This is a genomic window from Pedobacter lusitanus (assembly GCF_040026395.1).
In the GTDB taxonomy this organism is placed as follows: Bacteria; Bacteroidota; Bacteroidia; order Sphingobacteriales; family Sphingobacteriaceae; genus Pedobacter; species Pedobacter lusitanus.
Genome location: NZ_CP157278.1, coordinates 5,427,987 through 5,442,054 on the forward strand (window position 1 = coordinate 5,427,987; position 14,068 = coordinate 5,442,054).

12 protein-coding genes are annotated in these 14,068 nt (G+C 39.9%); 6 read left to right on the plus strand and 6 right to left on the minus strand.

All coding sequences use genetic code 11. From position 1 onward, the window contains the following. Positions 1-21 precede the first annotated feature (21 nt). From PL_RS23320 to PL_RS23330, 3 genes are read left to right on the plus strand one after another with little or no spacing between them, the layout of a single operon-like run. Complete coding sequence (locus tag PL_RS23320; RefSeq protein WP_348620479.1) at positions 22-1,353, plus strand: sigma-54-dependent transcriptional regulator; 1,332 nt, start codon at positions 22-24, stop codon at positions 1,351-1,353. A 15-nt stretch (positions 1,354-1,368) separates the two neighbouring features. Then, positions 1,369-1,659, plus strand: a complete 291-nt coding sequence (locus tag PL_RS23325) for an antibiotic biosynthesis monooxygenase family protein (RefSeq protein ID WP_041886915.1) — start codon at positions 1,369-1,371, stop codon at positions 1,657-1,659. A 10-nt stretch (positions 1,660-1,669) separates the two neighbouring features. Then, a complete protein-coding gene (locus tag PL_RS23330; protein ID WP_041886913.1) occupies positions 1,670-2,209 on the plus strand; it encodes a YfiT family bacillithiol transferase in 540 nt (179 codons plus the stop codon). Positions 2,210-2,216: 7 nt separating this feature from the next. On the opposite strand, the gene PL_RS23335 is transcribed toward PL_RS23330, so the two are convergent. Next, complete coding sequence (locus tag PL_RS23335) at positions 2,217-4,238, minus strand: cation:proton antiporter (protein ID WP_041886911.1); 2,022 nt, start codon at positions 4,236-4,238, stop codon at positions 2,217-2,219. Positions 4,239-4,252: 14 nt separating this feature from the next. Next, positions 4,253-5,491, minus strand: coding sequence for a cation:proton antiporter (locus tag PL_RS23340; RefSeq protein WP_041886909.1), 1,239 nt, complete (start codon positions 5,489-5,491; stop codon positions 4,253-4,255). Between the two features lie 213 nt (positions 5,492-5,704). Between PL_RS23340 and PL_RS23345 the strand changes: the two genes are divergently transcribed. Together PL_RS23345 and PL_RS23350 are read left to right on the plus strand one after the other, a co-directional pair. Beyond that, positions 5,705-6,601 (plus strand): aldo/keto reductase, encoded by an 897-nt coding sequence (locus tag PL_RS23345; protein WP_041886906.1) that lies wholly within the window; start codon positions 5,705-5,707, stop codon positions 6,599-6,601. Positions 6,602-6,659: 58 nt separating this feature from the next. Beyond that, positions 6,660-7,169: a hypothetical protein gene (locus PL_RS23350; RefSeq protein ID WP_041886904.1), complete on the plus strand. Its 510-nt coding sequence runs from the start codon at positions 6,660-6,662 to the stop codon at positions 7,167-7,169. On the opposite strand, the gene PL_RS23355 is transcribed toward PL_RS23350, so the two are convergent. The 3 genes from PL_RS23355 to PL_RS23365 are packed head-to-tail and all read right to left on the minus strand — an operon-like array spanning position 7,166 to position 10,781. Further along, positions 7,166-9,022, minus strand: a complete 1,857-nt coding sequence (locus tag PL_RS23355) for an ABC transporter ATP-binding protein (RefSeq protein WP_041886903.1) — start codon at positions 9,020-9,022, stop codon at positions 7,166-7,168. The genes PL_RS23350 and PL_RS23355 overlap by 4 nt on opposite strands. Next, positions 8,997-10,133: a metallophosphoesterase family protein gene (locus PL_RS23360; RefSeq protein WP_052496622.1), complete on the minus strand. Its 1,137-nt coding sequence runs from the start codon at positions 10,131-10,133 to the stop codon at positions 8,997-8,999. Before PL_RS23360 ends, PL_RS23355 begins: the two co-directional genes overlap by 26 nt. A gap of 6 nt (positions 10,134-10,139) precedes the next feature. Continuing rightward, complete coding sequence (locus PL_RS23365) at positions 10,140-10,781, minus strand: DUF47 domain-containing protein (RefSeq protein WP_200890821.1); 642 nt, start codon at positions 10,779-10,781, stop codon at positions 10,140-10,142. 528 nt (positions 10,782-11,309) lie between these two features. Between PL_RS23365 and PL_RS23370 the strand changes: the two genes are divergently transcribed. Beyond that, a complete protein-coding gene (locus tag PL_RS23370) occupies positions 11,310-13,247 on the plus strand; it encodes a KUP/HAK/KT family potassium transporter (protein WP_041886896.1) in 1,938 nt (645 codons plus the stop codon). Here PL_RS23370 and PL_RS23375 read toward each other — a convergent pair. Then, on the minus strand, positions 13,244-14,038 hold the full coding sequence (locus tag PL_RS23375) for an AraC family transcriptional regulator (protein WP_041886893.1): 795 nt from the start codon (positions 14,036-14,038) through the stop codon (positions 13,244-13,246). The two genes, PL_RS23370 and PL_RS23375, sit on opposite strands and share 4 nt — an antisense overlap. Positions 14,039-14,068: the final 30 nt, after the last annotated feature.

Sequence of the window (14,068 nt, forward strand, 5' to 3'; positions counted from 1 at the left end):
TTTTTGATCAAAATTTTAACTATGCAGCAGAGTGTTCTGATTATAGATGACGAAAAAAAGATATGCAGTCTTTTGGCAAGAATTATAGAACTGGAAGGTTTTACTGTGTTTCAGGCCAATACAGGCAAGGAAGGACTTAAAGTATTAACTAATCAGGAAATTCATGTCGTAATCAGTGATGTGAAATTACCAGATATCAATGGAGTGGAACTGGTTAAACAGATCAAAGAAATAAAACCTTATGCAGAAGTTATCAATCTGACTGCTTTCGGAACAATCCAGGATGGAGTGAAGGCTATGCGCAACGGTGCATTTGATTATATTACCAAAGGAGATGATAATGATAAGATTATTCCACTGGTATATAAAGCGATGGATAAAGCAAAATTACAGTACCGGGTTTTCGAACTGGAATCTAAAATACAGAAACAATATGATTTCACCTCCATATTAGGGCAATCCAAGCCCATTTTAGCAGCCATAGATCTCGCCCGTAAAGTTGCTCCAACCGATACAACTGTATTACTTTTAGGAGAAACAGGAACAGGTAAAGAAGTATTTGCACAGGCTATTCATTTTGAAAGCCAGCGGAAAGTAAAACCCTTTGTGGCACTGAATTGCAGTGGCTTTAATCCTGATTTACTGGAAAGTGAATTATTTGGTTATAAACAAGGCGCCTTTACCGGAGCGCAGAAAGATAAAAAAGGTTTATTGCAGGAAGCAAACGAAGGAACCCTTTTTCTCGATGAAATTGGTGAAATGAATCTCGATTTGCAAGCCAAGCTATTACGTGTACTGGAAAATCAGACTTTTATTAAAGTCGGGGATACCCAAACCACGAAAGTTAATGTGCGCATTATAGCAGCGACGAACAGAGATCTGAAAGCAGAAGCAGAAGAGGGTCGTTTCAGACTTGATTTATTCTACCGCTTATCTGTTTTCTCTATAGAGCTGCCGTCTTTGAATGAAAGAAAAGGAGACGTACTGCTGATTGCCAGACATTATTTAAAGCAATTTGCCGCCAAAGTCAATAAACCTGATTTTACAATGGACGAACAGTTTAGTGCAAATCTGCTTAATCATGTCTGGAAAGGGAATATCAGAGAACTGAAAAATGTCATTGAAAGAGTCGTCATCCTTTCAGATGGCCAGACACTTAATGCCAGTTTACTTCCTTATGAGTTTCATCAGGGAGCAGTAGAAGGAGACGGAATGAAGATGGAAACTGTAGAGAAAATGCATATTATTAAGGTATTAAAATATACAGGGAATAATAAAACTGAAACTTCACGTTTACTGGGAATAGGATTAACCACGCTCTACCGTAAACTGGAGGAATATCACATCTCCTAAAATCTATTTTGCAGCATGATACTTGAACAGGTAATATTAAATGTTATACCAGGCCAGACAGACGAATTTGAACTTGCTTTTAAGCAGGCACAGCAAATAATTTCCGGGATGCCCGGTTATATCAGTCATGAACTTCAGCGGTGTGTTGAAAGTCCTGATCAATATCTCTTGTTAGTCAGATGGGAAACACTCGAAGATCATACTGTCGGATTCAGAGAGTCAGATGAATACCAGGAATGGAAAAAACTACTTCATCATTTTTATCATCCTTTTCCGAAAGTTGAACATTATATTCAAGTCCTTTAAAAGATAACCTATGGAAAATTCTCAGGAAAAACACACTTATCCTATTGGTCGTTTTGTACCAGCTGCGACCTATACCCCACAATCACTGAATGCATGGATAGGCTCTATCAGATCCGTACCGCTGCTGCTGGATTATTGTATTGAAAACCTGGATGAAGCACAGCTGAATGTTCCTTACCGTGAAGGAGGCTGGAATACTATACAGGTGATCCATCATATCGCTGATAGTCATATGAACGCCTATATCAGGCTGAAACTCGCATTGACAGAAGATCGTCCGACAATTAAGCCTTACGAAGAGAAACTGTGGGCAGAACTGCCTGATGTTACCGACGTACCTTTAAATGTTTCTATTACCCTGATCCATGCTTTACACCGCCGCTGGACTTCTTTGCTGATGCAAATGACAGATCAGGACTGGGAACGGGAGTATTTCCATCCTGGTGACCAAACCTATGTACCGCTGTGGCAAATGACAAATATGTACAACTGGCACGGAAAACACCATGCTGAACAGATTTTGTCATTACGTAAACGGATGGGCTGGTAAAGCGAAACTAAATCTGCGGATAGATCAGCAGTTTGGTTTGGGATTCAAACAGATGTTCCAGCTTTCGTTGCGTATAAGTCAGCGAAAGAAGGTATGTTGTTTCCAGTTTACGGTCCAGTACTACGATCATAAAATCATCGGGCATTATTCTTTCCTTTAATATTCTCCAGTCTTTCCAGATTTCTGTAGCGTCAAATTTGAAAATAACGTTTGATTTAATAGACTTTAATGCATGTTCAATATGTGACCGGGTAGACTGATCACAAAAACAATTGACCGACAAACTCAGTTCAGTACTCAGTTTACAAACTTTGGAAAGCCATACTTTCATGTTTTTCTCCATCAGATAAGCAGGAGGACAAACCAGCTGTATACCAGTATGAACTGTGATCGGTTTATGAAGATGAAGGATAAATAAATTAGCCGGGGACTTTTCAATCAGCGCAGCAGACTTATCTCCCAAAAATTTATCGATAACCGTGTTTTTTCTTGGCCAGCCGGTAATAATAATATTGGCCGATTTTTCTTTGGCGATACGAAGTACTCCGCTGGAAACATTGTGATCTAAAGTAGCGATCACTTTGACCAGCGTGTCATTTCCCGAAGCGTATTTTACTGAGTCATTTAATTTTTTACGGGCAATCAGCAGATTTGCCTGTGCATTATCGCTGTCAGGAACAACAGAAAGCAGATTGATAGGCCTTTCTGCATCTTTATCCTTAAATAAGACAGCAAGATCAAGCATCGTATCCATGTTATTGAAATCTGCAATAGGAATCAGAATGTTTTCCTGGTTCTGTACAGGCTCAGGCCCGGTAAGCTCTTCTTCAGAAACAATGTTGCGGCTGGCTTTCTCTGTGGCAAAAGAAGCAAACACGCAGGTAATCAGGATCAGGATAATTGTTCCGTTAAGAATATTATCGTCGATTATTTTTGCCTGATAACCTACCAGTATAATTGCAAGTGTAGCTGCTGCATGCGCACTGCTCAGTCCAAAAATAAGCAGCCGCTGATTTTTAGTGTATTTGAAAATCCACTGCGTTAAAGTTGCGGAAAAATATTTCCCCAGTATAGCCACCAGGGTTAAAGCACCAGCAACAATCAGTGCTTCGGGGCCTCTGAACAAGACCCGCAGATCTACCAGCATTCCTACACTGATCAGGAAAAAAGGAATAAATAAGGCATTACCTACAAATTCAATTCTGTTCATCAGAATAGAAGAATGCGGAATCAGTCTGTTTAATGCTAATCCGGCTACGAAGGCTCCGATAATCGGCTCTATACCGGCAAGCTGTGCCAGGAAAGCAGAAAAGAAAACGACCGATAAAACAAAAATATAATGCGATGTTTTCTCACTCTCCAGTTTAGTGAAAAACCATTTGGCAATTCTGGGAATGACTATAAACACTGTCGCTGTAAAGATCGTCAGTGATATGGCCAGCTGTATCCAGAAAGAACTGTTCAGCTCACCTTCTACAGATCCCATAATTACAGCCAGAATAATCAAGACCGCAGTATCCGTCAGAATTGTCCCCCCAACAGTTACTGCCACCGCTTCATTTTTAGCAATACCAAACTTATTGACGATCGGGTAGGCTACCAGTGTATGCGTAGCAAACATACTTGCTGTCAGGATTGAGGTCAGTAAAGAATAATGCAGCAGATAATAGCAGACCGGAAAACCAATCAGAATAGGTACCGCAAAGGTCAGGAAACCGAATATAAAACTCTTATGCTTCTTCTTTTTGAATTCCGCCAGATCAAGCTCAATACCGGCAATAAACATGATATAAAGCAGACCTATTGTGGCAAAAAGTTCTATAGCAGAATTCTTTTTAAGGATATTGAAGCCATTAGGACCAATCACTATCCCCGCAATAATAAAACCTACGATGCCCGGGATTTTTATCCTTCCCAATAAAATAGGGGCAATCAGTATAATAAACAGTAATAAAGAAAATATCAGTACCGGATTAGTAAAAGGCAGCTGGAATTGCTTCGTAATATGATCAAAAATGTTTGTGTGCATAAATTCCTTATATTTTATTTTACCAATTTGTTAACTACCTTATTTAAGGTCAGTCCCTGCACGATGATCGAAAATATAACGATAATATAACTCGCAGAGACAATAAGTGGTTTATAAGCCGAGTCAGGTAAAGATAGTGCAAGTGCGACAGAAATCCCGCCTCTTAATCCTGCCCAGATCAGGATGCCCAACCTGTTATAATCCGTTTTCAGTGATCTTTTCATCAGGATAGTTGGTGCAGCTATGCTCAGACCTCTGGCAATCAGTACAAAAAACACGGAAAGTAAACTAATCAGCCAGTAATTTGCAGAGAAAGGGATAACCACAATCTGCAGGCCGATCATCACAAACAGGATGGTATTCAGCAGATCGTCAATTAATCCCCATACTTTATCCAGTATATCTTTAAGATGTGCTGTATTTGAATTTTCACCCAGTTTCATATTACTCAGCATCAGGTCGGCAGTAACTGCGGCCAGGGGAATAGACACATGCAGCAGTCCGCCCACTACAGAAATTCCCATTACCATCGATAAAGTAATCATTAATATCGTCTGGAGTTCATCTACTTTTCTGACCAGCCTGGTGCAGAAATAACCAGATGCCACACCCAGCAGAATTCCACCAAATACCTCCTGCGCAAATAAAATTGAAGAATGGGACCAGGAAAATGCCATAGTTGTATTCTCTGTAAGCTCCCTGAGTGTTACAAACAAAAGAATACCTACACCATCATTAAATAATGATTCACCACCAATAATAGTTTCCAGAGAAGGCGGGATTTTAGACTTCTTTAAAATAGATAATACCGCAACCGGATCCGTAGGCGAAATCAGTGCGCCAAAAAGGAAACAGTACATTAGTGGAATATCTATATGCAGAAAAGATGCAGCCCAGTAAAAAAGAAATCCGAATATTGTGGTACAGCCGATGACACCCACTGTACTCAATACCAGTACCGGACGCTTTTGTTCTTTAAGTTTGGCAAAATCAAAATGTAATGCACTGGCAAAGAGTAAAAAGGCCAGCATAATGTCCAGCAGAGTTTTGGTGAAATCTATGCTCGCAGTTAATTCAGAGATGAAATTATAAGCTGCCGGAAAGGTCTTTCCGGTAATCAGAATTAATACAGAAAGACTGATGGCAATCACCATGATACCTATAGTACCGGGCAATTTAACATAACGATGATTCAGGTAAGAGATGAGCGCGCTGATGGTTACCAGAATGGTAATCGTAGTAAAAGTATCCATTAATTAAATTAGGGTTTTCCTGACAATTTATGGTTTAAACAACAAAATAAGCTAAATTGTTTATTCTCTTTTAAAGATTAATGTATGCTGATTCCGGTAAATCTCTTGCAGAATTAAAAAAAAACGATTACTTTAGTCAGTTCACAGAGCTGATGCAAAATTAACAGCTTGTACTTTTAAAATACGTACAGACGTTTTACAAAAATAAATAAGATGCAATATTCAAAACTTGGAAAATCTGATCTGATATTAAGTAAAATTGGCTTTGGCTGTATGTCTTTATCCGATAATCTCCATGAAAATGAACGGATCATTGGAAAAGCACTTGAGGCAGGAATCAACTATTTTGATACCGCAGATCTTTATGAACACGGTCAGAATGAAAGTAAAATAGGAGCATTGTTAAAATCAAAACGGGATCAGGTTATTCTGGCGACCAAAGTTGGCAATCAGCATAGAGCCGATGGAAACGGATGGGACTGGAATCCTGGCAAAGCTTATATTTTATCCTCAGTAGAAGGAAGTCTTAAAAGACTGCAGACAGATTATATTGATCTTTATCAGTTGCATGGCGGTACCATTGAAGATCCTGTAGATGAAACTATTGAAGCCTTTGAAATTTTAAAACAACAAGGTAAAATCAGACATTATGGAATCTCATCTATCCGGCCAAATGTAATCAGAGAATATATTAAAAGATCCGGGATGGTTAGTGTAATGATGCAATACAGCCTGCTGGATAGAAGACCGGAAGAAGAATGTCTGAAATTGCTTCACGAAAATAATATAGGTGTGCTTGGACGCGGCAGTATTGCCCAGGGACTATTAGCTGATAAACCGGCTGCTCCTTATTTAAACTGGTCTGCAGCAGAAGTTGCACATGCAGCTGAAATTGTGCGTTCAGTAACCAGCAGAAACAGTTCCCCTGCCCAAACCGCTATCCGTTTCGTATTGCAGCATCCGGCATTAAACAGTGCAGTGATGGGCATAAGAACTTTAGCCCAATTGGATGATATTGCTGTCGCTGCAGATTTTCCGCAGCTTAGCGAACAGGAAATGGATTTACTGCAAAGAGTATCACCTCTGCAAAATTATACAGTACACAGATAAATTATACAGCTAACCAGCATCAGCAAAAACTCCATCCAACAAAAAAGAAACACAATAAATGAAATTATCATTCGGAACAGAAGTCAATCATCAGCCTAATTATTTTCTGGAGAAAATATGGAAAGGTTTGCTATCAGGTCCTGGAAATCTTGACGGCAGTTATCAGGATTATCAGCGTCGTCATCTGGAGAAGTTTGGCAAGTGCTGGGATGGAGATACTTTCGGTGAGTTTCTGGAACCAAAGATCCACACCATTCGCAGAGATCTGGATAACGAATGGAGGGCGGGTATGGAAATTCAGCTGGTTATTAATCTGAATTCTACTGACGAATTCCAGTTTGCGCCCATATTAAGATGCCAGTCAGTACAAAGAATACAGATAGACTATTCCAATCTGATTAATGATAATGGTCCGGCAGTTTTTGTGAACTATGAACTTCTTGATAAAGAAACGCTGGTTCGTCTGGCGGTCAATGATGGTTTTGCTACTGTTGAAGACTTTTTTCTTTATTTCAATGAAGAATTTACAGGAAACCTGATTCACTGGACACCTTTGAAATACGATTAACGATAGCCCATTGCCTGGAGATTAAACAGTTCAGCATAGCGGCCGTTTTTATCCAGCAGCTGCTGATGACTTCCGATTTCTATCAGTTCGCCTTTTTCCAGCACTAGAATTCTGTCAGCCATTCTTACTGTCGAAAAACGATGTGAAATCAGTACGGCCGATTTTCCATGAGTGAGCTCAGAGAAACGCTGAAATACCTCATATTCGGCCCTGGCATCCAATGCTGCGGTGGGTTCATCGAGAATCAGTAACTGGGAATCTTTCATATAAGCTCTTGCTAAAGCCACTTTCTGCCATTCGCCGCCAGAAAGCTCTACACCTTCAGAAAATCTTTTACCCAGCATCTGGTTATACTGTCCCGGCAGTTTTTCGGCCAGCTGATCTGCCAGACTCTGATGTGCCGCAGAATGTATCAGCGGATCATTCTCTTTTTCTTTGATATTACCAACCGCTATATTTTGCGAAAAACTCATCTGATAGCGGATATAATCCTGAAAAATAATGCCCAGGTTCATTCTTAAATCGGCAAGGTCGTATTCTTTCAGGTCTGTTCCATCCAGTAAAATCCGGCCTTCTGTCGGATCGTATAATCTGGCCAGTAATTTAACCAGTGTAGTCTTGCCAGCTCCATTTTCGCCTACTAAAGCCAGCTTTTCACCAGGAAGCAAAGTGAAACTTAAATGTCTGTTAGCCCAGCGTTTAGAGTTCACGTACCGGAAACCAACATTTTCGAAAGTAAAACCAGAACGGATAGGTCTGGGAAAAGGAAGTGGTTTGACAGCCGCTGTAATCTTAGGTTTGATTTCAAAGAATTCAAAGAAATCACGAAGATAAATAGCTCCCTGGGATACAGCTGTAAACCTTGTCAGAATTCCTTCCAGCAATGTCCTTAACTGTCTGAAAGAACCTGCCAGAAAAGTTAGCTCGCCAATAGTTACTTTTCCGGAAACTGCATCCAGGATAATTACAATATAGGCACCATAATATCCCGCAGTACCCAGTAAAGTAAAAAAAGTACCCCATGCAGAACGCTGCAGTGCCAGCTTTTTATTGGCTTTGTAAAACCTGTCAGATAAAACCGAGAAACGGTCAATTACAAAACCCGATAGATTAAATATCTTTATTTCCTTAGCCGTTTCATCACTGGCTCCCAGAAAACGCAGGTAATCCAGTTCCCTTCTTTCAGGTGTCTGTCCTCTGGTTAACGCATAACTCTGATCATTGAAATAAGATTCACCCAGAAAAGAGGGCAGGATGGCTATAAATAAAAGAAGAATCAGCCAGGGATTAAATGCAATCAGGCCTGCTGCCAGAAAACCCATGGTAATAAGATCCTGTAGCTGGCTCATGACCTGCGAAAGTAAGATAGTACGGCCAACAGTTTGCTGACGGGCTCGTTCCAGTTTATCGTAAAATACAGAATCTTCAAACTGATCCAGATCTAGTGTCGCTGCGTGAGCCATGATCTGTACCGATGTATGTTTAGAGAAAAGATCTCCAAGCAGACTATCCAGCAGAGAGATTGCCCTGTTGAGTAAATCTGAGCAGACAGCAAGAGCAAATTCCAGTGCAATAAGCTCCCATAAATAGGTTAAGTCGTGATTTTGAGGAGTTTTACTGAACAGAATAACCTGATCGATAATCAGTTTGCCTACATATAACATGGCCAGAGGAGTTGCCGACCGCACTATCCGCATGAATAAATTGGATATCGTCATGCGGGGACTCGTCTGCCAGACCATTTTAAAGAATGCCGGCAGGTTTCCCAATGCTGCCATTCTCTCTTTTAGTGTTAAACTTTCCTTTTTAGAGTTTTGTAAAGAAGATTTATTGAACAACCTGTTTGTCGCCATGTTTACAAAAATACGTAAACTCTTCGAACAGAGAGGCATCCTCACCAGGTTTCAGTCCATCATGCGGAATAGCATAGTATTTTCCGTTAATCTGATGTCCTTCTTCTGTTTTTTCAATCTCCAGATTTAAAAAACCATGGAGCATGGTACACGCATTTTCCAGGGTAACTGTCCGGAAAAGTTCATTTTTATCCGTATACATCACCTCGTCACTTTCCACTAACCAGTGCAGCTCATCAAATCCACCAGCACCGCAAACAATAAAAGGAACGACTTTCCCATCAGCATATGTTTTATTAAAACGCTGATAGTTATGTACATGTCCGCTTAGTACCAGATCCGGAGTAACACCTGCAGCTTCAAAAGATTCTTCCATGAAATTAATCATGGGTAAACTCGAGCTATGGTTGAAATCAGCAGAATACGGAGCATGGTGCACACATACAATAATGGCTTTATCCTGATGTTCAGTTGCAGCCTGTTTAAGCTCATCAATAAACCAGGCTTTTTGCTCTTCAGTAATTACACCGAATTTGGGCACATTACTATGTAAACCTATAATATTGGCCAGCGGAGTCTGTAAGGTCCAGTAGACATGAGGCTGTATTCCGCTCATACGATTTAGTCTTTTACCAAAAGAAACCGGTCTGGGAGTCTTTCCACAAAATACACTGGTAAAAGGTAAAAGACTCGGATAAGGCGTTGCTGCATCCGGATTGACATCACTGTCATGATTGCCGGCAATGGCATAAATCGTGGAAGGGTAGTTCCTGTAAGGCGTAAAGAATTGCTGTTCATACTGATCCGCTTCACCATAATGATAAACGATATCACCTACATGATATAGAAATGAGGGCTGATCGGCTGCTTTTTTTGCCTGATGATACTGTTTGCCCATTTCTTCAGCAATCAGTTTTTGAAAAGAAGGAGATTTCAGGCCTCCGGTATCACCTGCAACCTGAAATATCATTTTATGCGGATCGGGTAAAGATATTTCCGGCTGTATACGGTAAGGATATTCTCCAAACGGTTCTGGCAGCGGCTGGAATTTATAATTGTCGTCTGGTTGGTTTAATTTGAATAAGGGTGTTTTTCTATTTTCTGATGACATGCTTATCTATGCGTTTTTAATCAGGATAGCCTCGAGCACATTCGCAGCATCATCGCATTTATCGGTGGCCATCTCCAGTGTCTGGAGAATCTCTTTTTGCTTGATGAGCTCAATCGCGTCTGTTTCTGAGATAAACAGACGGGCAATGGCAGTGTTGCAAAGAAAATCTGCCTGGCTCTCTCCTTTATTAATTCTTAAACAAACGTCGGCAATAATTTTGGTATTCTTGAAATTACGGAGCTCCATTATAGCTAATTCCAGATCTTTGGACATTTCTGTGATTAACTTGGCCAGATGTATAATTTCCTGGCTGAAAACATTGATTTTATAAAGCTCAATATTTAAGGATGTAGCATAGATATAATCTGCTATATCATCCAGTGCACTAACCAGTGCATGAATATCTTCCCTGTCAAACGGGGTGATGAAATTTTTGCTGAGCTCCAGGAAAATTGAATGGGTCAGATCATCACCAGCCTGTTCAAGTCTTTCTGTTTCTCTGAACTGAGCTATACGTGTCTCTTCATCCTCAGTGGTTACAGTGAGTAACAGGCTCTGTGCTATTTGAACCAGATTTTTTGCGTCCTGCTCAAAAAGAGGCTGAAATTTTTTATCTTTTGGACTGAAGAAGTTAAATACAGAATTCATCGGAATGGGGTTTCTGTAAAAATAAACAGGTAATGTTAAGTCTTCATCAAATCTGTATGAGATTAGTTATCAGGCAATCAATTTTCGTAAAACGGTTTCCGGTATGAGGTTGGGATCTTTAAATTGTTTGTTTAATATCCCGTTTCTGATCCTGATAGTTCTGGTGGAAGTGACAATTACGGCACCAGTTTTAGTATAACTATGAGAAATATAAGATCCGACAGTAGGGTCAAACAGCTGGATTCTAAAAAGTAATTCGTGAAAAATGAAAATAGGTAACGGCACGGTGTAAAGGTAAATTAACAGTTTGGTAATGTTTAATTATCATTCTGTTAATGATGATTTTAAGTTAACATGGATTTAATATTGAGCTTTGTTTTTTCCGGAATTTTGTTCCCGGCCAGCAGGAATATGAGTTAAGAAAATTGTAAGATGTTTAAACAGATTGGATTAAATATGATTTTTTTATGATTATTGTGCCCTTCGATATAGAACAATCCCTACATTTGCGCCATTCAAATAAAAAAAATGGGAAATCATAAAGACGTCAATAAGCTAACCGCAGCAGGTTTATTAATTAGCTTAGGGATTATTTACGGGGATATTGGTACTTCTCCACTATACGTTTTTAAAGCGATTATTGGCGATAGATTAATCACTGCAGATCTGATATTGGGAGGATTATCCTGTATTTTCTGGACACTGACACTTCAAACGACTATAAAATATGTAGTCATCACACTACAGGCGGATAATAAAGGTGAGGGGGGTATATTCTCCCTGTACTCACTGGTTAAACGTAAAGCAAAATGGCTCATCATTCCAGCAATGATTGGTGGTGCAGCTCTTCTGGCCGATGGAATTATGACTCCTGCGGTGACCGTTTCTTCTGCAATTGAAGGATTGGGAATCATTTATCAGGATCTGCCTACTGTGCCGATTGTTATTCTGATTATTACTTTTCTTTTTGGTATTCAGCAATTTGGAACTTCGTTTATCGGTAAAGCATTTGGCCCGATTATGTGGCTTTGGTTTACGATGATTGCAGTTCTGGGTACGGTTTACGTAATGCAGTTTCCAGAAATACTGAAAGCAATCAATCCATATTATGCCTATCATATTCTGACGACCAATCCTGAAGCTTTCCTGATTATAGGCGCTGTATTTTTATGTACCACAGGAGCAGAAGCACTTTATTCTGATCTGGGGCACTGCGGTCGTTCCAATATCCGTGTGAGCTGGGTATATGTTAAAATCTGTCTGATTTTAAGTTATATGGGGCAGGGTGTATGGTTATGGCAGTTACAGGGCAAACACCTGGGAGAGATTAATCCGTTTTTCCATATTATGCCAGACTGGTTTTTAATTTACGGTATCCTGATTGCCACAGTTGCAGCAGCAGTAGCCAGCCAGGCGTTAATCTCAGGTTCATTTACCCTGATCTCAGAAGCGGTAAGATTAAACTTATGGCCAAAGGTTAAAATCAATTATCCAAGTAATTCAAAAGGACAGTTATATGTGCCTTCGATGAACTGGGTACTATTTATAGGTTGTATTCTGGTTGTGTTGATTTTCCAGAAATCAGAGCATATGGAAGCAGCATACGGTTTATCAATTACTGTAGCGATGCTGATGACTACCATTCTGGTATCGATCTTCCTGATGCGTAAAAAGGTACCGATGTATCTTATTGTGATCTTCCTGACTATATACGGTGTGATTGAGCTGACTTTCCTTGCTGGTAATGCTGTGAAAATACTGCATGGAGGATGGTTTACCCTTATTCTGGGAATTTCCCTTTTCTCTATTATGTGGGCCTGGTCAAATGGCCGCAGAATCAGAAACCGCTATATGCGTTTTGTGGATATAGAAAAATACTTTCCGATTATCAGTAAGATCAGTGAAGATGAAACTATTCCTAAATATGCATCACAGCTGGTTTATCTGACCAGTGCTAATTTCAATTTTGAAATTGAGTCTTCGGTGATGTATTCTATTATTCAGAAACATCCAAAAAGAGCTGACGTATACTGGTTGCTGCACGTTGATGTAACAGACGAGCCTTTTACGATGGAATATAAAGTAGAACAGCTGGTTGATAAAAAACTGATCAGAATAGATTTTCGTCTTGGATTCCGTGTAGAACAGCGTGTTAACGTGCTGTTCAGAAAAGTGGTAGAAGAGATGGTTAAAAATGGCGAAATTGATATCACCAGTAAATATGCTTCACTGAAAGAACATAATATCGCAGGAGACTTCAGGTTTGTTGTGATTGAGAAAGTACTTTCAAATGCCAACAGTCTGCGTTTTATTGAACGTTTCACGATGGCCTACTATACAATCCTTAAAACGTTTTCTGTACCCGAAGAAAGAGGATTTGGTCTTGACTTAAGTTTTGTAGCGGTAGAAAAAGTTCCGCTGATTGTAGATATACCAACTGATTTCTATCTGAAAAGACTGGATTAACCCTTTTTGCCAAAATCTGACGGCCTGATATTAGTAAGCTGAAAAAATGCTTTACTAAAGGCCGCCAGACTATTATAGCCGGTCAGATAGGCAATCTCTGTCGTGGTTTTATCACTAAACATAATTAATTCTATAGCCTTTACTGTACGCAACAATTTCAGGTACTGCAAAAATGAGATACTCATGGTAGACTGAAACAGACGTGATAACGTACGTGCACCCATACCAAAGCGATCTGCCAGGTTTTCTAAAGTCAGCGGCTGCGCAAAATTCTGAGAAAGATATAAAACTATAGGTCTTAATCTCATGTTGGACGTAGTCGGTAAGGCAATCGGGAAGGACCTGGTGCTGAGCTGTGGCAATATATCTTTTATCGCTGCCAGAAAGCGATAACCCGGATCTTTCTTTTCTATTGTTCCTATCCAGTTTTCTGTGAAAATAAGCATTTCAAACAGCAGACTGTTGATCGGGTAAATACCCAGTTTCTGATAGAAAGGGTTTAAATGATCATCATGCGTGTAAAAATATAAGTTATGGGTAACCGTAGCCGCATTTCTTACATTCAGATAATGTTCCAGACCGCTTGGGATCCAGACATAATGCCTGGCCGGAATGATATAAGTCTTGTTTGCGATGAAAATATAGGCAATACCACCTTCCACGTAGGTCAGCTGGCTCTTGGTATGCGTGTGTCTGGGCAGCGTGCGTTCCAGCTTCTCATGCACAACAAATATGCTTTTTCGCTTAAAATCAATGTTTTTCAGGTAGGTGGCAGTGTCTAATTGTGGCATTGGCTGGAATGGACAAATATTTGGTAATAT

Bases quoted from the DNA above. Each gene is read 5' to 3' on its own strand.
- PL_RS23375 (WP_041886893.1), bottom strand. From the start codon at position 14,038: ATGCCACAATTAGACACTGCCACCTACCTGAAAAACATTGATTTTAAG.
- PL_RS23340 (WP_041886909.1), bottom strand. From the start codon at position 5,491: ATGGATACTTTTACTACGATTACCATTCTGGTAACCATCAGCGCGCTC.
- PL_RS23330 (WP_041886913.1), top strand. From the start codon at position 1,670: ATGGAAAATTCTCAGGAAAAACACACTTATCCTATTGGTCGTTTTGTA.
- PL_RS23325 (WP_041886915.1), top strand. From the start codon at position 1,369: ATGATACTTGAACAGGTAATATTAAATGTTATACCAGGCCAGACAGAC.
- PL_RS23350 (WP_041886904.1), top strand. From the start codon at position 6,660: ATGAAATTATCATTCGGAACAGAAGTCAATCATCAGCCTAATTATTTT.
- PL_RS23355 (WP_041886903.1), bottom strand. From the start codon at position 9,022: ATGGCGACAAACAGGTTGTTCAATAAATCTTCTTTACAAAACTCTAAA.
- PL_RS23335 (WP_041886911.1), bottom strand. From the start codon at position 4,238: ATGCACACAAACATTTTTGATCATATTACGAAGCAATTCCAGCTGCCT.
- PL_RS23365 (WP_200890821.1), bottom strand. From the start codon at position 10,781: ATGAATTCTGTATTTAACTTCTTCAGTCCAAAAGATAAAAAATTTCAG.
- PL_RS23345 (WP_041886906.1), top strand. From the start codon at position 5,705: ATGCAATATTCAAAACTTGGAAAATCTGATCTGATATTAAGTAAAATT.
- PL_RS23360 (WP_052496622.1), bottom strand. From the start codon at position 10,133: ATGTCATCAGAAAATAGAAAAACACCCTTATTCAAATTAAACCAACCA.
- PL_RS23370 (WP_041886896.1), top strand. From the start codon at position 11,310: ATGGGAAATCATAAAGACGTCAATAAGCTAACCGCAGCAGGTTTATTA.
- PL_RS23320 (WP_348620479.1), top strand. From the start codon at position 22: ATGCAGCAGAGTGTTCTGATTATAGATGACGAAAAAAAGATATGCAGT.